Source organism: Verruconatronum alginivorum, assembly GCF_056590205.1.
In genome coordinates this window covers 1786873-1808837 of sequence record NZ_JBWPVQ010000001.1, presented here as the reverse complement: position 1 = coordinate 1808837, position 21965 = coordinate 1786873, and the positions used below count along the sequence as shown (strand labels likewise).

Annotated in this window: 17 protein-coding genes; 6 read left to right on the top strand and 11 right to left on the bottom strand. The window is 59.2% G+C overall.

Annotated elements, in window-relative coordinates; translation table 11 throughout:
- Positions 1-485 precede the first annotated feature (485 nt).
- Positions 486-2636 carry a hydrogenase iron-sulfur subunit gene (locus ACWUI2_RS06200; protein WP_486981989.1) on the top strand — a complete coding sequence of 717 codons (2151 nt, stop codon included), beginning with the start codon at positions 486-488 and terminating at the stop codon, positions 2634-2636.
- Between the two features lie 79 nt (positions 2637-2715).
- Here the strand turns inward: ACWUI2_RS06200 and deoC are convergent, their stop codons facing one another.
- A complete protein-coding gene (gene deoC / locus ACWUI2_RS06195; RefSeq protein ID WP_486981988.1) occupies positions 2716-3414 on the bottom strand; it encodes a deoxyribose-phosphate aldolase in 699 nt (232 codons plus the stop codon).
- A gap of 162 nt (positions 3415-3576) precedes the next feature.
- Between deoC and ACWUI2_RS06190 the strand changes: the two genes are divergently transcribed.
- The 3 genes from ACWUI2_RS06190 (at position 3577) to ACWUI2_RS06180 (ending at position 6537) form a co-directional block, all read left to right on the top strand.
- The gene (locus ACWUI2_RS06190; protein WP_486981987.1) at positions 3577-4755 is read left to right on the top strand and encodes a sensor histidine kinase; all 1179 of its coding nucleotides are present in this window, start codon (positions 3577-3579) and stop codon (positions 4753-4755) included.
- 12 nt (positions 4756-4767) lie between these two features.
- The gene (locus tag ACWUI2_RS06185; protein ID WP_486981986.1) at positions 4768-5265 is read left to right on the top strand and encodes a response regulator; all 498 of its coding nucleotides are present in this window, start codon (positions 4768-4770) and stop codon (positions 5263-5265) included.
- A gap of 90 nt (positions 5266-5355) precedes the next feature.
- Positions 5356-6537: a hypothetical protein gene (locus ACWUI2_RS06180; RefSeq protein ID WP_486981985.1), complete on the top strand. Its 1182-nt coding sequence runs from the start codon at positions 5356-5358 to the stop codon at positions 6535-6537.
- A 45-nt stretch (positions 6538-6582) separates the two neighbouring features.
- Here ACWUI2_RS06180 and ACWUI2_RS06175 read toward each other — a convergent pair whose 3' ends face one another.
- The 6 genes from ACWUI2_RS06175 to ycaC form a co-directional block, all read right to left on the bottom strand.
- Positions 6583-7026 carry a DoxX family protein gene (locus ACWUI2_RS06175; RefSeq protein WP_486981984.1) on the bottom strand — a complete coding sequence of 148 codons (444 nt, stop codon included), beginning with the start codon at positions 7024-7026 and terminating at the stop codon, positions 6583-6585.
- Between the two features lie 231 nt (positions 7027-7257).
- Positions 7258-7791 carry an LA_2272 family surface repeat-containing protein gene (locus ACWUI2_RS06170; RefSeq protein ID WP_486981983.1) on the bottom strand — a complete coding sequence of 178 codons (534 nt, stop codon included), beginning with the start codon at positions 7789-7791 and terminating at the stop codon, positions 7258-7260.
- A gap of 406 nt (positions 7792-8197) precedes the next feature.
- The gene (locus tag ACWUI2_RS06165) at positions 8198-9766 is read right to left on the bottom strand and encodes a tetratricopeptide repeat protein (RefSeq protein WP_486981982.1); all 1569 of its coding nucleotides are present in this window, start codon (positions 9764-9766) and stop codon (positions 8198-8200) included.
- Positions 9767-9893: 127 nt separating this feature from the next.
- The gene (locus ACWUI2_RS06160) at positions 9894-10787 is read right to left on the bottom strand and encodes a LysR family transcriptional regulator (protein WP_486981981.1); all 894 of its coding nucleotides are present in this window, start codon (positions 10785-10787) and stop codon (positions 9894-9896) included.
- Between the two features lie 26 nt (positions 10788-10813).
- Positions 10814-11743: a YceI family protein gene (locus ACWUI2_RS06155; RefSeq protein WP_486981980.1), complete on the bottom strand. Its 930-nt coding sequence runs from the start codon at positions 11741-11743 to the stop codon at positions 10814-10816.
- Positions 11740-12381 (bottom strand): isochorismate family cysteine hydrolase YcaC, encoded by a 642-nt coding sequence (gene ycaC / locus ACWUI2_RS06150; protein ID WP_486981979.1) that lies wholly within the window; start codon positions 12379-12381, stop codon positions 11740-11742. Before ycaC ends, ACWUI2_RS06155 begins: the two co-directional genes overlap by 4 nt.
- A 161-nt stretch (positions 12382-12542) precedes the next feature.
- Here ycaC and ACWUI2_RS06145 point away from each other — a divergent pair, with 161 nt between their 5' ends.
- Positions 12543-13961, top strand: a complete 1419-nt coding sequence (locus tag ACWUI2_RS06145) for a glycoside hydrolase family 140 protein (protein WP_486981978.1) — start codon at positions 12543-12545, stop codon at positions 13959-13961.
- On the opposite strand, the gene ACWUI2_RS06140 is transcribed toward ACWUI2_RS06145, so the two are convergent.
- Positions 13898-14854, bottom strand: a complete 957-nt coding sequence (locus tag ACWUI2_RS06140) for a hypothetical protein (protein ID WP_486981977.1) — start codon at positions 14852-14854, stop codon at positions 13898-13900. The two genes, ACWUI2_RS06145 and ACWUI2_RS06140, sit on opposite strands and share 64 nt — an antisense overlap.
- 182 nt (positions 14855-15036) lie before the next feature.
- Here ACWUI2_RS06140 and ACWUI2_RS06135 point away from each other — a divergent pair, with 182 nt between their 5' ends.
- Complete coding sequence (locus ACWUI2_RS06135) at positions 15037-15849, top strand: hypothetical protein (protein WP_486981976.1); 813 nt, start codon at positions 15037-15039, stop codon at positions 15847-15849.
- Positions 15850-16264: 415 nt separating this feature from the next.
- Here the strand turns inward: ACWUI2_RS06135 and ACWUI2_RS06130 are convergent, their stop codons facing one another.
- The 3 genes from ACWUI2_RS06130 to ilvD form a co-directional block, all read right to left on the bottom strand.
- On the bottom strand, positions 16265-18187 hold the full coding sequence (locus ACWUI2_RS06130) for a M48 family metalloprotease (protein WP_486981975.1): 1923 nt from the start codon (positions 18185-18187) through the stop codon (positions 16265-16267).
- An 89-nt stretch (positions 18188-18276) separates the two neighbouring features.
- The gene (gene cls, locus ACWUI2_RS06125) at positions 18277-19737 is read right to left on the bottom strand and encodes a cardiolipin synthase (protein WP_486981974.1); all 1461 of its coding nucleotides are present in this window, start codon (positions 19735-19737) and stop codon (positions 18277-18279) included.
- Between the two features lie 144 nt (positions 19738-19881).
- Complete coding sequence (gene ilvD / locus ACWUI2_RS06120; protein WP_486981973.1) at positions 19882-21729, bottom strand: dihydroxy-acid dehydratase; 1848 nt, start codon at positions 21727-21729, stop codon at positions 19882-19884.
- Positions 21730-21965: the final 236 nt, after the last annotated feature.

Sequence of the window (21965 nt, the reverse complement as noted above, 5' to 3'; positions counted from 1 at the left end):
AGGGGACTGCAGGAAACACACGGAGCCGGGACGGTCCCGCCACTTTGGGGCTAATACGCCAACGGCGTTTCGTCCTCCAGCCCAGGGTTGCCGCGCGAATGCGGGGCTACCCTGGGTCTCGGTCGCGAGACGATCTACCTCGAAGAGGTTGCGCCCTGGTTTTCGCGCGATGGTGCATCGAACGCGGGCGGAACCGCGTTGCGGTTCGTGACGTCGGGGATCGGTCCCCAAGGTAGGCCTCGTTTCCCTCGGCTCAACCTTGGGCTGGAGGGCGTAAGCCCTTTGGGCTATGGAACTCTGGTTCTGGCCTACGATCCGGAAGGCACAGTGCAGTATATAAGCCCTTAGCCACTACACCGAGCCAACAAAGTGGGTGAGGCGTCCCGCCACAGTGCAGTGCATAAGCCCTTTGCCATCGCACTTTGCCCCGAAATTGATGCAGCTCAAGTCATCCGAAACCGTCTCGGTTTACACTTCTTCCACACATGAGTTTGTCGATTTCCCAGAACCATTCGAACGAGTCGTCGGTGCCGCCCGAAATCCCTTCGGCACCCACTCCGAACCGTCCGAATGCCGCCACACCGATCCCGCCGCCGCCCGACGAGGAAGTCCGGGGAGCTTCCGCGCTCCGCCGCGTCGAGAACCTGTTTCTCCGACTCGATCGCTGGATCCATCGGGCGATTCCCGAGTCTCTCAATCCGCTCACCCAAAGCGGTGCGATCGCCAATACCGCCATCCTGATCGCCACCGTCACCGGCATCCTTCTTCTCTTCTGGTACTCCCCCAGCGTGTACCAGGCCTACGACTCGCTCGACGCCGTCCGCACCGATTCCTGGTTCGGGCAACTGATGCGCTCTCTCCACCGCTACAGCTCCGACGTCTGTATGTTTTTCATCCTGGTCCACGCGATCCGGATCTTCGTCTCCCGCCGAATCGTCGGCGCCCGCTGGCTCGCCTGGGTTTCCGGAGTCGGTCTGCTCGCTTTGATGTGGGTGATCGGCTGGAGCGGTTATCTGCTGGTCTGGGATGTCCGCGCCCAACATGTCGCAGAGGGTTCGGCCCGCTTTCTCGACGTCCTTCCCTTCTTCGGACAACCACTGGCAAGCACGTTTCTCACCAATGAGAGCGTTCCCTCCCTCCTGTTTTTCCTGGTCTTCTTCGCCCACATGCTTCTGCCGCTGATGATTGGCATTGGACTTTGGATACACCTTTCGCGCCTCAATCGCGCCAAACTTCTGACCAACCGCGCGCTTACCGCATGGATCATCGGCACGATGGTTCTTCTCTCCATCGTCTTCCCGGCCACCAGCGCCGACCGGGCCGACATGGCCGCCGTCGCCGAGCGGTTTACCATGGATTGGTGGTACCTCTGGCCGATTATCTTTTCCGACCGCCTCACCGGAGGCATGCTTTGGACCCTCTTTTTCCTCGGCACCCTCGCTTTCGTTTCCGTCCCTTGGTGGATGAAGAAACGGACCTCCACCCCCGCCCCGAAAGCGGTGGTCGATCTCAACGCCTGCCATGGCTGCACGCTTTGCGCCAAGGATTGCCCGTTCGACGCCATCGCCATGGTCAACCGGACGGACGACTCCCGCATCCCGGTGCAGGCCGAAGTCGATCCCGACCGCTGCGTCGGCTGCGGGATCTGCACGGGGGCGTGCGACTCCGACGCGATTTCCCTCCCTTGGCTCGATATCGCCGCGGTCAAGGGACAACTCGACCAATGGGTCGACAGCGCCCTCGCCCGCCAAAAAAAACCGATGCTCGCCTTCCTCTGCTCGGAATCCGCCGGACGTCCGTTCCGGGTAAATTCGGTCACCGGCGAATGTCCGGATCTCCCCGGATTCATGGTCAAAAAGGTTCCGTGCGCCGGCTGGGTTTCCCCCCGACTGATCGAGCATTGTATCCAAAACGGGGCGACAGGTATCCTCATTTCCGGCTGCGGTCCCGGGGAACAAGTTTTCCGGGAAGGCTCTCAATGGTTGAGCGGACGACTGAACGCGACCCGCCGCCCGATTCTCCGCAAACGTCGCGCCGATCCGTCGCTGGTCCGGTTCGTTCAATTCGACCGCACCGAACCGCGAAAACTCGTCGAAGCCGCCGCCGACTTCCGGGCCGGACGTCTGACCCGGGAACGACGCCGTTCGAAAATCGTCGGCGCCTTCGCCGGAGCCACCCTTGCCGCGGTGCTCGCCACCATCGTGGCGGTCGGCAGCAACCTCCCTTATGTGACGCCCCCGGCCGAACCGGAACTGATCATTTCGTTCCGCCACCTCAGCGAACGGGTCGAAGCGACCGCGAGAATGAGCGCCGAAGAATTGGAGCGTCTTCCGCCCCACATGCGGCACGACGTAGTCGTCGACCGCCGCCGGGTCCCGGTCCGAATGGAAGTGACCGCCAACGGCGAACAAATCCTCGCCGAAAGCTACGCTCCCCGCGGCCTCCGCTCCGACGGTCCCAGTTTCATCCTGGAACGCATCCCGCTCCCGGTCGGCACCCATGCGGTAGAAATCAAAGTCGGAGACACCGCCGACCCGGACGCCTGGCCCTACCAATGGACCGGCGAAGTCGAGATTTCTCCGAACGGCCGCCGCGTCATCCTCTTCGACGCCCTCCACGGCTTCCAGCTGGAGTAGACCGTGACACAGACATTCCTGTCTGTGGATTCGGATGAAACGAACAGGCAGGAATCCCTGTCTCACGTCGCACAGACATTCAATACGCTCCCAAAAACTTCTGACCGCTCGGTTCGCCGTCGCAAATCGCCGGAGTCGAAGTTGAGCCGACGCCGAGCCGGGTGACCCCCATGGCGATGAAGCGTTCCGCAGTCGCTCGGTCCCGGATGCCGCCGGAAGCTTTCACCGCGATTCGGCCGCCCGCGGCCTTCAACATCGCGGCCACCGCTTCCTCGGTCGCTCCGCCGCCGCCAAACCCGGTCGAGGTTTTCACGAAATCGGCTCCGGCCGCAACCGCCGCTTCCGTTGCCCGGCGGATCTCCTCCACGGTCAGGGCGGTCGTTTCAAAAATGGTTTTCACCAACACCCCCGCCGGGCGAGCCACTTCGGTGACCGCCTGGATATCGGCCTCCACCTCCGCCCAAATCCCGCTCCGCACCCAACCGTAATTGACCACCATGTCGATCTCGGCGACCCCCGCCGCGACGTAGCGCCGCGCCTCGTCCGCCTTGCTTTCCGACAACCCCGTTCCATGGGGAAAACCAAGGACGCACGAGACCTCCGTGTCCGTCCCTTGACAAATTTCCAGGGCGACCGGAATATCCGCCGGCCGCACGCAAATCGTCCGCACCCCGTAGCGGATTCCGACCTCCATTTCCCGAACGGCCTCTTCCCGGGTCATCCCCGGTTGCAACACCGCATGGTCCAAATAACGGGCAATTTTTCCTTCTGCATTCATCGTCCCGCCATACCAGTTTATTCCGCTTTTTCCCGCAATCCAAAGATCATCCGCCCGGTCCCGCCTTCCGGCCCGAAATCCCTTGCTCTCTTCCAAACCCGGAATATCTTCGAAAGGTGGAAGGAGCTAAAAAGGAGTTCTCCGCCGTTTATGTCACCCGCAATGCCATTTGAAGATCTGTTCGAAGCCGGCGATTCGCGTCGACTGGCCGATGCCTTCCGGGCATTGGCCGAGGCGATTCCTCAACCGGTTTGGAGCTTTAATTCCGATGGTCGATGCGATTTCGTCAATCGCGGATGGCTTGATCTTACCGGATCCGGCGATTCGATCGGCCGCGAATGGCATGAACTCATTGTTCCCTTACACCCCGACGAGGCTCTTTCCCGCTGGAAAACCGCCCGGGAACGGCAGACCGGTTACGAAGTGGATTGCCACATCCGCGGGAAGGATGGCCGGGACCACTGGTTCCGCTTGAAGGCGGTTCCCCTCAATGATTCCGACACCGTCGTCCGCTGGCTCGCCGTCCTGTCCGAAATCGAACCTCAAAAGAACCCAGGCAAGATCCCGACTTCCGCGACGAACACCGGGCGGGATGGGGCTTCGCAGGAAGAAATCGAACATGAGGTCGCCGCGCGAACCCAACGCCTCCAGGATACGATCACCCAACTGGAGGCTTTCGCCTACAGTCTCGCCCACGATATGCGGGCTCCCTGCCGGGCATTGACCAACTTTTCGCAAATCCTCATCCGCGACTATTCCGGCGAGCTACCCGGGGAAGCCCAGGACTACCTCGAACGAATCGCGAAGGCCGCCGATCGCTTGGACGCTTTTATTCGGGATCTACTCGTCTACAGCCGGGTCGCCCATGACCGGATGCCGCTCAACGAAGTGAATGTGGAACAACTCCTCTCCGATGTGATTTTGTCCAGTCCCGATCTCCAATCACCCCAAGCCGAAGTGACCACCGATTCACCCTTCAACCCAGTGATGGCCAACGACACTCTGCTCTCCCAATGCCTCACCAATTTGTTGACTAACGCCTGCAAATTTGTCCGAAAAGGGGAAACGCCGAAAATCCGCGTCTTTGACGAAAGGCGCGGCGACCGCGTCCGGATTTACGTTGAGGACAATGGCATTGGGATTTCGAAGGAAAACCAGGACCGGATTTTCAATCTGTTCGAAAGACTGAACGAGGGGAAAACCTACTCGGGAACCGGAGTCGGACTCTCCATCGTCCGGAAGGCCGTCGAGCGAATGAATGGAAAAGTCGGGGTGGCGTCGACACCTGGCGATGGCTCCCGGTTTTGGTTGGAATTGGACGCAGTTGCTGAACACGATTAAGAAAGGCTCCCGGTGCATCACTATTCAATCCTCCACGTAGAAGACGACGACAATGACGCACTGTTCGTGAAAATCGCCGCGACCAGCGTCGGGTTAAACGAAAAGATCCTGCGGGCGCGCGACGGGAAAGAAGCGATGGATTACCTGTCGGGGACAGGCGAATTCGCCGACCGCCAGAAATATCCTTTCCCCTCCCTGGTGCTTCTCGACATGAAGATGCCACGGGTCAACGGCATGGAGGTGCTCCGATGGATCCGTTCCGAACCGAGCCTCCGCTCCCTGATCGTCATCATCCTGAGTTCCTCCCCCGTCGCCGGCGACGTCGACACCGCCTACGAACTGGGAGCCAACTCGTTTCTGGTGAAACCCTCCGGTATTCATAATTTGGAACACATCTTCCGATTGATCCGCGAGTTCTGGCTCGATGTGAACGAACTCCCGACCATCAGCCAAAACCCCCACGACACCAACGAAATCAAAAAACACCGGTTTCCCAACCTGGAGCGCTAACCGCGAGCCCCCACGAGAAGCTTTCCAAAAGTTAGTGCAGACTAAAAAAGATTGTTGACACTATTACCGCGGTCTTAAGGATTCGTCCCCATGTCCAAGACCAAACGATCCCCCGTGCTTCCAATCTTCCTCCTTGGCGGCATCCTGCTCGGCCTCCCGGGAGAAGCGACCGCCACACCCGAATTCGCCCGCCGTTACCAGATCGGGGGCCAAGCCTTGAGTTGCACCGCCTGCCATTCCGTTCCCCCGAAATTGAACGTGCGCGGCGAACAATTTCTCGCCCGGGGGTTTCGTTTGCCCGACGAATTGATGGCGGAACGGCGTCAGCCCATCCCTCTCGCACTTTGGGTCACGGGCCGCTACGAAGAACAAAAGGGAAGCGACACCCGGCGTGGATATGTGCCGAAGGTCGAATTGATCGCGGCCGGACCGGTGGGCGATCTTCCCGCCTCCTACTTCGTGGAATGGCGGGTGGTCAGCTTGGAAACCCGCGCCGACGGGACCTTGCGCGACCGAAGCGGCCGCTTCGAGGACTTGTTGATCGACTGGGAAATCGACGACCGCCACGCCGTCACGATCGGCCAGTTCCGGGCCGTCAACCAGGTTGATGTATCCCGGCGGCTCTCAATCAGCGAACCGCTTTTGTTTAGCGCCGGCTTGCCGGGCCGTCCCTCTACCGATCCCCGGATCGAATCGTTGCGGGGATTCGCCCCGGCTGGCCGGTCACCGGGAATCGGATACACTTTCCACTCGGTTCACGGGGAAAAACCAGCGGACGGTTTATTCCATCACGTCACCCTTCCGTTTGTCGGGGAGATTTCCGCTCCGTTGACCCGAGAAGCCCGGACCGAAGCCAGCTTCGAACTCGAACCGTCATTGAAAGGGGTCTATTTTGAAAACTACTACCGCCGCGACCTCGACACCATCGGCTTCCATGGTTTCGTCGACAGCGGGCGTTGGCTCATGACGGGGGTCGGCACCCTGAATCGAGGAGACGTCCACCTCACCGGCGGGCTCGGTTTGGATAATGCCGAGCACCAGGCTTCCCGGCGAAGGGCGAGCGCCGAAATCGAATACCTGCTGTCTCACTTCAGCCACGTCCGACCGGGAATCGGCCTTCGGACCGAACGAATCTCCCGCCAACCGACCGCAGCCATCCCCTACCTGGTAGTGAGCGGTCCAAACACCACTTACTCCTATCTCTTGCAGGTTCAATACCGGTTCCAGGAAGACCGCGATTCTCTCTTCATCGACCTCTCGGCATTCTACTGACGATCCCCAAAACTTCATCGATCGCCACCCGCCGCCGCCATTCGCTCACTTCCTCTTGAGCAAACGGTCGAGGGCAAACTTCCCTCCGCCCGCGATCAACAAATAGATCGATCCCAACAACAGGGAGACATCCAACCGGGCCGCGTGCAATCCCTGGATCAGCCCGTCGTCGACGAAGTTCGATACCTTGGTGGTCAAGATCGCCACGATCATGACGACGATGAGCGGAATCGCTCCCGCCCGGGTGAAGAGCCCGAGCAACACCAGGATTCCGCCCGCGATTTCCCAAAATCCGACCCAAGGTCCGAGAAAGCCGGGCCAGGGAAGTCCCATTTCCGCAAAGCGCCCGCTCCCCATTCCCTCCGGATCGAAAAATTTGCGCAAACCGGCCAGAATAAACACCCACCCGACTAAAATCCGGATGATCAAAATACCGCCCCATGCTTTGGACGGAGAGGATTCGGTGAAGAAAGAGAAGAGTTTGCCCATACCTTTTCGCTGGAACCAACAGGTTAGCAGATCCGCCCGGCTCGGTTCAAGCGCGATCCCCGTGCGCGAGGTGGGGACCGCCGGGACTCCAACAAATCGGTCAGACGAAGGGCCGTTAAGTTAAGTCGTCCACCACTCCTGAAACAAAAAGAGCCCCGCGACATGGTCTTCCAACCATTTCGCGAGGCTCCCCCTGGGCTCCCCATCTATCGGGGGCCGACGGTAGTAAAATTAGAACGACCAGTTGACGATCGGGAAGCCGGTCGCCAATTTGCTCGGGAATTCGGTGAACCAGGGGTTGTTGGCCGCGACGTTGACCAAGCCGAGCTGAACCCCGTGCAGATTGCGGGAGTAGTTGACGAGCCCCCATTGGAGACCCTTCACGTCCTCACCCCAGTTGACCAAGCCGGTTTGCAAACCGGTGAAGTTCCCCCGGGAAATATTCACCAACCCGGACTGCCACCCCACCACTTCGCCGGTGGTGTAGGAGAAGAGGCCGCCCCAGATCACCCCGCGGTAATCCTCGGCGTAGGTGCCGATGTAGGACCAGCTGAAACCGACGCTTTCACCGACATGGCCGTTGACGAAGCCGAGGCTGACGCCACGCACCTCGTTTTCGCCCCAGACGTTCAACGCCAAGCCGCGGACGGTGTCGCCACGAGGAACGATCGCGATATCAGGCGTCAGCGCCACTTGGAACGGACGATCCGCGAACGCCACCTGCGTGACGAGAAGGAAGGAGAGAGCAAGAAGAGATTTTCTCATGATTCGATTCGGTTATTTCAGTTATCAGGTTTGTAGTCCCCCGGGCTGCCGGAACCCCCGACACACCCGAGCTTACCCTTGGAGAAATACCGACCGCTTCGCCAAACGCAATTCGTATTCTTGCAGACCTTACACCGAGGGGGTAATCAGGGGATTACCGTCGTGTCATTGCGAGGAGGCTCCGCCGACGAAGCAATCCACAAAACAGCGACCCGCGCCCCCTTTACCGGAACGTAGATTGCCGCGTCAGTCGTTCCTCCTTCCTCGCAATGACAGATGGTTGTCTGATTTTTCCCACGTGACGCGCGATTCCCGGCCTTAGACAGCCGGTTTTTCCCGGCAAAGAACACCGCCTAAAAGGCGGAACTCCAACGCGCCTAAATGAAATAACCCTGGCACCGCTCTTTCACTGAAACCGAGGCTGCTCCCCCCGGACACCGGCCAAAGCGTTCCGCCGATTGGGGGTCCTCTCCAATGAGGTCTCGAAAGCTTCGCGGCCTTCTTCGCGGCGCCCTTCTTTCAGGAGCATCTCCCCGTAAAGTTCGCGCACCGGCAAGATCTCGCCCGGGGTGGTCGGATGCTTGTCCATCGAATCCTCCAAATCGGCCGCATCCCGCATCACTACCAGCGCCTCTTCGATCTCTCCACGTTCATAACGGATCCAACCTTCCACAGCCTTTTCCATCGCTTCAGTCATGTGAGCCCAGTAGGTGTCATCCTCCGCCCGCAATTCCTCCAACAATTCCCCGATGCGCTCTCGCTCCTCCTCGGCTTGCTCCAGCTCGCCGCTGCGGGCGGCACCGAGACCGCGCGCGTAATAAAAGAGCGCCTCGGCGGCCGGATACTCCTCCCAATCGAGTGCGTCGGGCACCCTCGGTTCCAACTCCGCCGCTTCCTCCCATTTCTGCTGCTCCAGAAAATAGCGCGCCTGCAGAGCGGCGACATTGTACGCGGCGAAAGGAGCTTGATACAGCTCCTCGATCTCCCGCGCCCGCTCCAGCGTCTCACGGGCCTTCTCCACATCGCCGAGTTGCAAGTAACCATACATCATATAGTCCAAGGAGTGAACAAAGTGGGCGCTGGCATGCGGATCTTCCGCCATTTCGCGTTCGGCGGCCTCGGCGGCACGCTCGTCCCACTCCACCGTTTCCTCCCAAAGACCCAGCCGGACGAAAATATGGCTCGGCATGTGTAGCGCATGGACGGTGCCCGGAGCCAAACGGGCGTAATCCCGGGCGATCTCCTCCGCTTTCGGCGCCAATTCAGGACTGTCATACGCATGGATCAGATAGTGGAAAAGCCCCGGGTGGTTCGGGTGCTCTTCAAGAAACTTTTCCATCAACGCGCCCGCCCGCCGCTGGCGGGTGTAATCGCGCTCCTCATCGGGAGAGAACTGGGTCATGGCATAGGAAACCTCCGCCAACGCGTAAAACGCCGCGGCGTCGACGTCGTCCGGATAATTCTCATGCAACTCCCGTTGAACCGTCTTCCAAGCCTCCACCCGGGCGGCGTGATCCAAGGCACGGCTCTCCTCAGCCAATTCCGGATCCCGGAAAAACGCCTCCGCGGCAGCAATAAACCCTTCTTCCCGATCCGTTGCCGCCCCTAGTCGACGCGCCTGTTCCAAGGCCTCCTTCCCCCGCTCCAGTCCCTCCTCGCTGGTCGGATGCCAAAGGGGCTGAAAGCTCGTCATCGCGATTCCCCAATAGGCCATCGCGCACTCCGGATCGGCCTCCGCCGCCGCCTCAAAATACGGCCTCGCCTGCTCGTACATCATGTGGTGCAAGCGCCCCAAGCCTGCCTCGATCGCCTCCCGGGCTTCCTCATTACACGAAACCGGAAAACTCACCGCCCCGTGCTCATGGACCGGGTTTTCCGCCGATGGGTGACCCACCCTCTCCCCCGACAATTCCACGGCGGAAAGGATGACTGCAATACTGACAAAAGTTCGAACTGCTGCTGGGAAAAATCTCATGATCCGCCTCCTCCATAGGGATAATAATTTTGATAACCACCATTACCCTAATTGCCCTCCCAATGATTTCCCATCAGTCCAGGCCACGCCTGAATTGTACTGTTTTCGCCGATGGCGACCGGACCGTTCAGCCTCCCGGATTGGTCCGCCGGGCGGCGGAAATGAAATCCGCCACCCCGACCGATAGAGGTCCCTTTCGGCAGGCGACTCCGGCAACAAAGGGGGGCGGGGCCGGGACCAACGGACGGATTTTCAGCCGCGGGCCAGCGAGACACTCGAATCCTTGTTGCACCAGGGCGACTCCCCTTCCCGCTTCCACGGAGGCGATCAAACTCGTTGAACTTTCATGCTCCTCGGCGATTCGCGGCGATCGGTTTTGCCGCTTGAACAAGCCCTTCAACCACTGATGATACTCCGGAAAATCGGCGAGCGCATAAACGATCAAACGTTCGTCGACGAGTTGGCTGAGGCCGACCCGCTTCGCCCGCGCCAACGGATGAGCGGGATGAGTCGCCAAACATACCGCGTAACGTCGCAATTCTTCGAAAACCAATCCGTTCATCGCCGCCTTCGGCGCCCGAATCATCAACGCGACATCCAAGGTCGCTTCCCGCAAACCGGTCAACATCTCCTGGGTGGATAAATCGTGCAACCGGACGTTCGCCCCGGAATTGGTCTCCTGAAAATAGCGTAAGGTCCGCGGAAGAATCTCAACGGTCAACGACGGCGCGAAGCCGACGTGAAGCTCTCCCCCTTCACCATTCGCCACCGCCTTGGCGATCCGCACGGCCCCGTCGATCCGTTCCAGCACCGGAAGGATCTCCTTGAGGAAAACCCGGCCCGCGGCGGTCAAGTGAACGCTCTTCGCCTTCCGCTCGAACAACGCCACTCCCATCTCGTCTTCCAGATCACGGATTTGCCGGCTCAGGGGCGGTTGCGAAACATGAAGCCGCGCGGCAGCCCGGGTGACATTTTCTTCCTTCGCGACAGCAACGAAGTAACGCAGATGGCGCAGCTCCATTTCGACAGGCTACGCAATCCTCACGTTCAGAGCAAGGCGTTCCTCGTCACGATTCGAAGCTCCACCTCGATGAGGTCGTTCACCAAATGCATCCCCAGGTTATGAAAAAACCGACCCGACCCGTAGAGGACATTCCATCGGGTGCGATCCAACATCAGCACCGCTTGCGCGCCAAACCGGCCCTCTCCGGTAAAACCGGTCACCGCGTCGAATACGACCGGCCCGACTCGATCTTTGAGTGAAAGCTCGCCCTCGATCCGCATGTTGGGTAATCCATCGCCCCCTCCCCCAATCAGATCCGCTCGCACGATCCGGAACAAAGCCTCCGGATAAATCTCCGTATCAAAGAAATCATGACTCAACAGATGGTCGACCAACACATCGTGGAGTTTGTCCCCTTTGAGATCCTCGCAAACGATCGCGTTCATATCGAAAACGACCTCTCCACCCACCATGGTTCCTTCCCGGAAGTCGAGATGACCCGACTTGATCCCGAGCGTTCCCCGGTGGCGGCCCAGCAAATTGCGCCCGGTCCATTCCAACCGACATTCGCCCAAATCGAGATCCAGCCGTCCGTCCGGTCGTGACACCGAGGGCGCGGAGTCCGCGGCGCTTTCCTCCACCGGCAGCCCCGCATCGATCCCACCGGCCAATCCTTCCCGCAGCTCCATCACTTGCGCGTATCCAGCCCGGACCAACTTTTCGGCGGCCATCCGCCCCTCGAACGTTTCACGATTTTCTCCATACACACAAACCGGAATCGATTTGCCAGGGGCAAGGATCGTCATCCGTTCAACGAAAGCGACTTCGTAGACGCAATTGCTTACGGCACCGCGTAGATGACATCGCTTGAAGTCCGCCTCGCCGCGCACGTCTACCACCACCACCTCCTCATTTCCCCGCGAAAGCAGGGATTTGAGGGCAGCGGGGGACACGATCTCCGGTCGATCGTTCATGCTTTCGCGGGCTGTGGCTTTTGCTGGGAAAGATAACTGTTGATCAGGCAGCGGTAGATCGGCAGGTGATTGGAAAAGAGCGTCCCCAGGCCCTCGACGTCATTTCGCCAGTCGCGATGCAGCTCGCACGCGGCCGCAAACCAAGTCATCAGTTGCGCCCCGGCCGCGCTCATCCGATTCCACGCCGCTTCCCGGGTGACCTTGTTGAACGTGCCCGAGGCGTCGGTGACCACGAAGACGTCATACCCTTCCTCCAATGCCGAAAGAGCGGGAAAGGCGACGCAAACCTCGGTCACGATTCCGGCAATGATCAATTGCTTCTTCCCCGTCGCCTTGACCGCGGCGACGAATTCTTCGTTGTCCCACGCGTTGATGTTGCCAGGCCTTGCAATGAACGGAGCGTCCGGAAACATCTCCTTCAACTCCGGGACCAACGGTCCATTGGGACCATCTTCGAAGCTCGTGGTCAGAATCGTCGGAAGATTGAAATATTTGGCGCAGTCCGCCAGAGCCAGTACGTTGTTCTTGAAATCGTCGGGCGAAAAGTCATGCACGAGATTGGTGAGCCCGGTCTGGTGGTCGACCAGAAGAACGGCGGCATTATTTTTGTCGAGGCGGCGGTATTCGAAGTTTTTCATGATGCGAATAGAATTGAGTGTTATTTTTGAGTGTTCACTTACGGTGAACGCCCACCACTATCGCGCAGTTTTCCCTTTTCAGGAAATACTTTGTCAGTCCGCCTACCATACTCATCCGGTATGGCAGCGACGGGTCGTCACCCGAAGAGTTTTGATCGACAATGCCTAAGCCACCCACGTCCGGACTCTTGCCCCAACTCAAGCTGAGCGCCAATCGACGCTACCTTGTCACCGGAAATGATCGCCCGTTCTTCTGGCTGGGTGACACAGCGTGGGAACTCTTCCACCGCCTGGATCGCGATCAGGCGAGACGCTATCTCACGCACCGATCCGAACAAGGGTTTACCGTTATCCTGGCGGTCGCGCTCGCCGAACTGTTCGGACTCGTCGCGCCGAACGCCTATGGCCGGACACCGCTGATCGAGAATGACCCCACCCGGCCTCATGAAATGGACGGAGATTATGATTACTGGGATCACGTCGACTTCATTGTGAACACAGCCGGAGAGCTGGGGATGTATATCGGATTCCTACCGACCTGGGGGGACAAATGGAATAAAAAATGGGGCGTCGGGCCGGAAATTTTCACTCCGGCCAACGCCGAAATCTATGGGCATTGGATCGGGCGCCGCTATCGAGAGACGGGGAATATTATCTGGATCCTGGGAGGCGACCGCCCAATCGAACAGGATCTCCATCGTCAAATCACCCTGGCTATGGCACGCGGTCTGACCGAGGGCGATGGCGGCCGCTATCTTAAAACCTTCCATCCGGCCGGCGGCCAGAGCTCGTCGATGTGGTTTCATGACGACGAATGGCTCGATTTTAATCTGACCCAAAGCGGCCATGATCGAACCACCACCAACTACCGTGCCGTTTCCCGCGATTACAGCCTGCCCCCGGCCAAACCGATTATCGACGGCGAGCCCGCCTACGAATATCCGGTCGAAACAAACCTGCCCGACGACCCGGAGTGGCAACGTCGCCGGATCGGCGAACGGGAGGTTCGCCGGAACGCCTATTGGGCGGTCTTCTCCGGGGCGTTCGGCCACGTCTACGGGACACATCCGGTCTGGCAGTTCCAGGAAGAAGGACGCGACCCGATGTGGCATGCGATCACCCCTTGGCACGAGGCGTTGGACTTGCCGGGGGCCCGCCAACTGCATCACCTGAAAGCCCTGATGCTCAGTCGGCCGTTTCTTTCACGCATTCCCGACCAGAGCCTGATCGTAGTCGGACAGAAGAATGCCCTCGGCCCCATGCCAGCGACCCGCGACGGAACCCTCGGCCAAAACGACGCGACGTACCTGATGATCTATCTTCCCAACCCACGATCCGTGACAATCAGGACCGACTGCCTCCCGGCCTCGACGATTCGCGCGTGGTGGTTCGATCCCCGGACGGGCAAAGTCGAATGCATCGGCACGCAGAGCAACGAACCGGCGATGTCGTTCGTCCCACCCACGAAGTCCCCAGACAAAGACTGGGTGCTGGTCATCGACGACGCCTCCAAAAATTATCCTCCCCCCGGCAACCTCCCGAGCGCCCTCAGCTCTTCCCAGGCCAATTCGCCATCGTGAATCTGAAACGGAGTTAAAACGAAGTGCTCACCTCGTTCATTCTTCAAAAACACCTTCAAGGTCCCCTCGCTGACCACGACCTGCTCGACATCCTCTGGGATCCGAAACCACATCCTTCTCCCTCCTTCTCGCGCCACAACCAAGCCATTTTCCTCAAATTCAATGGTGAACTTTCCGGCAAGAATCCAAAAACTGCCGATCATTCGCTGAAAAAACCAAACGATTAAAATGGATAAGACCGTGCCCGTTCCAATCCAAAGCCAGGATTGAGTGGCAGCCTCTCCCCCCAAGACATCTTCCACGCTCTTCCAAACCACTCCAATACTCCCGGCCAACACGGAACCCGCCATGCATAGGAAAAACGGCGCTCCCACCCAAAGCATTCCACGTTGCCGTCGACCCGAAAATGTCCGGTCCCCTCGTGGTCTGGCTTCCCTTTGTCTTTCCGCCGCCCGCTCGCTTACCTTCCCTAAGATGGCATTGCAATAAAGCTCTCCGTCCCGATCCGTCACCGAAATTTCGATACGATTCCCCCCAAAGGTTCGGAGAACAAGAGTGGATCCCTCCGCTTCGGCCGATTGAAACTCGTCCCAAGCGAAGTACCGGTTCCAGAGCCCTTCTTCTCGAACTCCTTCCTCGGTCAATATGATCCGCTTCATCGCCAGATAGAGACTCAAAACAATAAGACCGATCCCGAAAAAAAGAGAGCCGACGCTCGTGGCCGAAACAATATAAAACCGGAAAAGATCCCCCGCTTCACGGAATTCCTGGCCAGTCTCAAATAAATCGAAAGAAAAGATGATCGCTCCCAGGAGCCAAAACGGAATCAACACCACCATCGCGATTCTCATCAGGATTCCGGATTGCTTGATAGTAACAGGGAATGCAGCCATACGCGAAATCTATGTCGCGGAACCCTCTCTGGAAAGACCAAAAAACGCTCGCACCGCAGGATAATCTTCAACGATTCAGCGACGTATTTATAAGTTTCTATTATGTCGTAAATCCCGGTGAAAAACCAAATTGACGACGGATTCGATTCCATGTATCAAATGGTCCTTCCATGTAATCACTTATGAAAACGACTAATCCGCTTCTTTCTTTCATCTCTCCCCTCCTGCGCTGTGGCTTCGTCGCCGCAGCGATCAGTCTTGCCCACCCGGCGACGGCTGAACTCATTGTCCATGATGGAGGCGATTTCCGCAGCCATGTCATCTTCTTCGACATGGAGTCGGATCAAGTGGCGGCCGCACATTTCCCCGGCGCCGACTTTGAAATGTGGCCGGGCGATATCGACTGGCCCAGAATCAGAGGCTATGGTTATCCAGACTCCCAAGCTGCTGTCATGATCCAGAGCGCCACGGAAATTTCCACCACCGTCCGACGGTTGTCTGTCGGAGACACCGTCGATTCAAACGGCATCTGGGGCGGCTACGATGATTGGCAGAATCCGGGAGCGGGATGGGAAACCACCGCCACGTTTTTGAGCTTTTATCACGGGCAACGCGGGTATATTGGATTGCGTCTCGCCAAAAAATCGGGAGACACTACCTCCTACTACTACGGGTGGGCCGACATCACTTTCCATAATGACGGCGACGGCATCTTTACCCTGCACCGATGGGCCATCGAAACCGAGGCGGGAAAAGCGGTCGTCATCCAGTCCCCCGATCATTCTCCCGAACCGCCCCGACTCCGGATCGACTGGGACGATGACCGCGCCCTGATCTCCTGGTCGGCCCCCTCAGAGGGTTGGGCTTTGGTCTCTTCGGATGACCTGGTGAATTGGGAACCGGTGGAAGGCGAACCCCAACTGGTCGAAGACCGAATGGAGTGGCGCGATCCACACGATTTTTCCCGGCGTTTCTATCGCTTGATCGCCGAGTAATAGGCAGACGGATACGCCGCCGTCGCGCCGCCCGCTTTGCTCAAGGTCGCCAAGATCGCGAAGGCAAGAGAAGAAAGCCGAGCAGAAGTTACCTCTTTTCTTTCCTTTGCGCTCTTCGCGGCCTTTGCGGTTAGAGCGATTCTCAAAAGTTTTCTGAAATTGCGCTGGAAGGGCTAGCGCGAAGACCGGCTGAAGCCGGGACTCCAACCTTGAACGGCTTGTCAGGTTGGAGTTCCGCATTTATGCGATCTTCACAAAGCGGGAGCCCCCCGGGAGAAGCATATTGGAAACCGAGATTCATCGACGGGATTTCTTAAGGAATTTTCGAGAATCGCTATAAGCCTCTTCTTCCCTATCAGGGCAATTAGGCTCCATGAGCGCCAGGAAATCCGCGGTTGAATAACAGCCTCCGCGATCAGACTTCCGCGGATTCCGCCACGCACGGCAATACCGGAGGAACCGGACAACCCAAGGCCGCCGCCAAGGCGCGGAGGAGATGGGCTTCGCTCGATTCAATCTTCCCGTCGGCGGCGGCGCAATAAACGGCGGCGGTCATCAATCGCCGCATCAGCCCGGGACCGAGGCAATGGAGTGTCTCCAGCGCTCGCCGCAGTTCCTTCGCCGTCACCGGCGATCCCAACGGCTTCTTCCGATAGGCCGCCGGAAGAGCGAACAACGCGGCCTTCCACGCTTGCTCCGTTTCCTTGCTCGATTCGCGGGCCAACGCCGTCAATACCACCGAAACTTCGTCCCAAACACTCCCCAACCCATACACTTGCCGGGCAGCCTGATCCGCCTCTCCCGCACGCAACGCGGCGGCCCGCGTCGCCACAATGTAAATACAGACCTGAAACAAGGAGAGCTTAACCCCCTCCATGACTCGTTCCAACCCCGCGTGCCATTCCGCGTACGACTCCGGTGTCATTTTGGTCAGCGACGCGGCAGCCAACTCCGCGACCGCCAGCCGTTGCTCGGGCCCGAGTCGTTCGCACTGGTCTTTCAACTCGTCCGTCGAACCAGGCTCTTCCCCGGGAAATAGAAGATGCCAAACCAAAGTCCCGGCACCCTCGCCGGTCCGGACCGCCTCCCGGATTTCCGGCGGAATCGCCTCGAGGATCTGTCGGGCCCGTTCCAGCCGCGACGCCTCCAGCGCCCCGATCGTCACCAACAACTCCCGCAACTCCATCCGGTCCATCCCCAACTCCTCCCTTAACGTCGGCGGCCGAACCGGAGTCGGCAACTCCACCTCGGGAATCCGTATCACTTGCGAACGCCGCGCCGCCCGCTCGTCGAGGATCACCGGAAAATGCCCGTCGAAATCGGGCTCCAGCCACCGCACCCGGGTCGCCAGATCGGGATGGGTCGAGAGAATCCGTTCCAGCGTTCCCCCGATTCCGTCGACGAAGAAAACATGGGCCGTCTCTTCCACCCGGTGATGGTCGATCAACCCGTGCCGCGACCACCCCGCCACCTTCTTTAAAGCCCCGGCCAGCCCGCGCGGATTGCGGGTGAACTGCACCGCCGCCGCATCGGCCAAATGTTCCCGGCGACGCGACACGGCACATTGCACCAAGCGGGCGAACAAATAAGAGGTATAGCCGGTCACGATCAGGCAAAATCCGACCACCAGCGCGAGAAAGTATCCAACGACCTGGCCACCCGGTCCGTTTCTCGAATTCCCCCAATCCATTCCGCCATGATCCTCGTCCCAAACCGACCGGATCATTTTCGTGCCGAGTTCATGGATCGACACCAACCCGTGCAAATAACAAATCATCCACACGTTCAACCGCATGTCCCCGTTCAAGATATGGCTGAACTCATGCGCGACCACTCCCTGCAATTCGTCCCGGTCGAGATGCGTCAGCGCCCCCCGCGTCACCCCAACGATAGCGTCGTCGAAGGAAAACCCCGCCGCCAGCGCGTTGATTCCCGACTCCCGCTCGAACACATAGACTCCCGGTTTCGGGATCCCGGCGGCGATCGCCATCTCCTCAACGACGTTGTGCAACCGCCGCGCCTCCGGATTCCCCGCTTCATCCGGCAGCAGATCCCCCCGCAACAATTCCGCCACCGCCGGTCCGCCGTCCCGCAACCACCCATAACGCCGCACGACCTCCGCTCCGACAAAGACCGCCACCCCGACCGAGGTGACCCCGAACAATGCCGCATCCCAAAACGGACGATCCCAACCAAAGAAGACGCTCCCCACAATCTGCATGAACAATGCGACCAACAGATAAATTCCGGTCGCGCTCCCCAGAAACGCCAGGAAGAACAGGGCAAGGAAAACCCACGCCCGTCGCTTCGCCCAATCCTGCCGCTCGAAAAAATCCATCGCCGGAGATCTTCTCCGATCCGCCCCGCCCCATCAACTCCCAACCGCACCCATCCGCTGAATACGGCGTTCACCGCTCTCCCCCAAGGTCACTGAATGGGCGCGAGAAGACGAGCGGTGCGGGCAGCAACCCGGAACCACAGGGGCCGTTCGGTATAATCCTCGAACCCGACTTCCCGGGCATTGCCGAAATCCCGTTCCATCGCCTCCTCGACCTCAGCGACGAATCGCGGATCGACCACCCCGATCATGATCTCAAAGTTGATATGAAAGGAGCGGTTATCCAAATTCGCGGTCCCGATAAAGGCGATCTGATCGTCGATCAGCATCATCTTGCTGTGCAGGAATCCGGGAAGATACCGGAAGATCCGAACATCCCGCAGCTTCTCTTGACCGGTATAATAAAAAGAACTCAACCAGACCAGAAGATGATCCGACCTTTCCGGTAGCAAAATGCGCACGTCAACCCCGCGGAGCGTCGCCAATTGCAACGCCGACACAATTTGTTCGTCCGGGACGAAATAAGGACTTTGAATCCAAACCCGGCGACGCGCGCTCTGAATGACGTGAAGAAAGGTCAAGTTAATGGACTCCACATCATCCGCCGGCCCCCCCGGCAACACGGCGACATGACGGGTCTCCACGCCCTCCCCGGGTGCGGGAGGTTCCCACCGGAAACGAGGAATCGTCTCGGTCGCCCAATACCAGTCTTCGAGAAATATCAGCTGAACACACTGGACGGAAGGACCGGAAATCCTGAGATGGGTGTCGCGCCAATGCCCGAAGCGCCCGCTGCGTCCGAGGTATTCATCCCCGACATTATGCCCGCCGACCCAGGCATTCTTGCCATCGACGATGACGATCTTGCGGTGGTTTCGGAAATTCAACCGGAGCGGATGCCTCCATCCCGCCGAGGAGTTGAATGGCTGAATTTCCGCCCCCGCCTTCCGGAGCGTCTTCAAATAGGCCCGGGGAAGACTGTAACTGCCGATTTCGTCATAGAGGAAATAAACCCGAACCCCTTCGCGAAGCTTCTCGAGCAGCCGGTCACGCAACTCCCGGCCGATACGGTCCGACCGCACAAGGTAAAATTGGATGATCACGTAGTCGCGAGCCGCCTCAATCCCCACGAAGATCGAACTGAATGTGGCTTCCCCATCAATGAGCAATTCAGTGGTGTTGCCGGACGTAACCGGAAAATGGGCGAGACGCTCGAGCACATCGAGCCCGTTCCGCTCCGAAGATTTGCCGGATCGAAAGGCCTTGAGCCCTTTCGTAAAACTGGCGACGACCCCCATCAACGCCTGATCCTCGGTGCGGCGGGCTCGGATGTAACCTCGAAAGCGATGCCCCCCGAACAGCATGTACATGGGCAAACCCAAGGTCGGGAACACCAATAAAAACAACACCCAGGCGATCGTTCCCTGCGGAGTCCGGTTGGTCATCACCGCGTGGCCCGCGGCGATGATCCCCCCGATTTGCATCAGAAGCAAAACCGTCCCGAGAACATACACCACGGGATCATAGAACCACTGTATCCAGCTCGGCATCCGACCTGCGTGTCTGACAGGTCTTCCCCAAAAATAAAGGCTAAAGAACGAGCGGTTAACCACCCCCCCTTCCCTTGCTGCGCCTATCCGCGAAATCTGCGGTTCAATTTCCTTTTCGACTGCCTCGCACCGCCGATCCGCCGCTCAGGAATCAAGGAGCGACAGGTCCCGCACCGCACCCGTATCCGCGCTGGTGACGAGCAACGCGTAGGCCTTCAGCGCCGGGGTCACCTGGCGCACCCGGTTGGGCTTCCAGGCTCCACTACCCTTGGCCACCATAGCTTCGCGGCGGCGTGCCAATTCCGCATCCTCCACCGCTATCGAGATGGCACGCTCAGGGATGTCGATCACCACCGTATCGCCTTCTTCGATCAGAGCGATCGGGCCTTTGGCCGCGGCCTCCGGAGAAACATGCCCGATCGAGAGACCGGAGGTGCCGCCGGAAAACCGTCCGTCCGTGATAAGGGCGCACTCCTTGCCCAGCCCCTTTGATTTCAGGTAGGAGGTGGGATAAAGCATTTCCTGCATACCTGGTCCACCTTTGGGGCCTTCGTAGCGGATGACCACCACATCGCCGGCCACAATTTGACCCAGCAAAATCGCCTGCACCGCGCTCTCCTGGCTTTCGAAAATACGTGCCCGGCCGCGGAACTTCAGAATCGATTCGTCGACCCCGGCGGTTTTCACGATGCAACCCTTGGGCGCGATGTTCCCAAAGAGCACCGCCAGACCACCATCCTTGCTATAGGCATGCTCCACACTGCGAATACACCCGCCCTCGTGATCGGTATCCAGAGTTTCCCAGCGGGAGGCCTGCGAAAAGGCCGTGATCGAGTATTTGCCGCCAGGCGCCGCATGGTAGAGCTCGCGGTGCTCGGCTTTGACTTCCCGCCGGATATCCCAGGCATCGATGGCCTCTCCGATCGTCGCGCTATGCACCGTCGGGCAGCCCCGGTGAATCAGCCCGCCCCGGTCGAGTTCACCCAGGAGGCGAAAAATGCCCCCCGCCCGGTGAACATCCTCCATGTGGTAGATCGGCGAATTGGGCGCCACCTTGCTCAAGCAGGGAACCTTGCGCGAAAGGACATCGATGTCCTTCATCGTGAAATCGACTTCCGCACTGTGCGCCGCCGCCAGGAGGTGCAGGACCGTGTTGGTGGACCCGCCCATGGCGATATCAAGGCTCATCGCATTCTGAAACGCTTCAAACGAGGCGATGCTGCGCGGCAGCACCGAGAGATCGTCCTGCTCGTAATATCGCCTGGTCAGGTCGACGATACGCCGGCCCGCCTCCCGAAAAAGACGCTCGCGGAATTTGTGCGTGGCGAGGGTCGAGCCATTTCCCGGAAGCGACAACCCCAGCGCCTCCGTCAGACAGTTCATCGAGTTGGCGGTAAACATGCCGGAACAGGAGCCGCAGGTCGGGCAGGCATTCGCTTCGAAAGCGGCGCTCTCTTCGTCCGACACATTTTCGTCGGCCGCCTTCACCATCGAATCAACCAGGTCGGCCTTATGGATGACCCCATTGATCACGACTTTCCCCGCTTCCATGGGACCGCCCGAGACGAAAATGGTCGGGATATTCAAGCGCAGGGCCGCGTTGAGCATGCCGGGGGTGATTTTGTCGCAGTTTGAAATGCAGACCAGCGCGTCCGCGCAATGAGCATTGCACATATACTCGACCGCATCGGCAATCACCTCACGGCTCGGCAGGGAATACAACATGCCGCCGTGACCCATGGCGATACCATCATCGACCGCGATCGTGCTGAACTCGCGGCCAATGCCTCCCGCCGCGCGGATTTCCTCAGCGACGAGTTGCCCCAGATCCTTCAGGTGGACATGCCCCGGCACGAACTGAGTAAAGGAATTGGCGATCGCGATGATCGGTTTACCAAAATCCGAATTTTGCATGCCGGTGGCGCGCCAGAGCGCACGCGCACCTGCCATGTTTCTGCCATGAGTCGTTGTTCGAGATCGGTAAGCGGGCATAGTCGTTTCTTGTCTGGAGAATGAATGGAGATGGAGAATGCAGGGGGGTCAAGGGAGAATGCAAGGGGAGAGGGGCGCCGGAGAATCCGCGCCAAACCCCGGAGGCCCTCCCAAACCGGAGCTTCGTGCTTCAGCCGAAGACCGTCGCTTCCCCATCTGCGCCTATCCGCGAAATCTGCGGTCCGATTCCCTCCGGGCGAATCCACGCGGCAAGAGCTTGCGACGCCAATACGCAT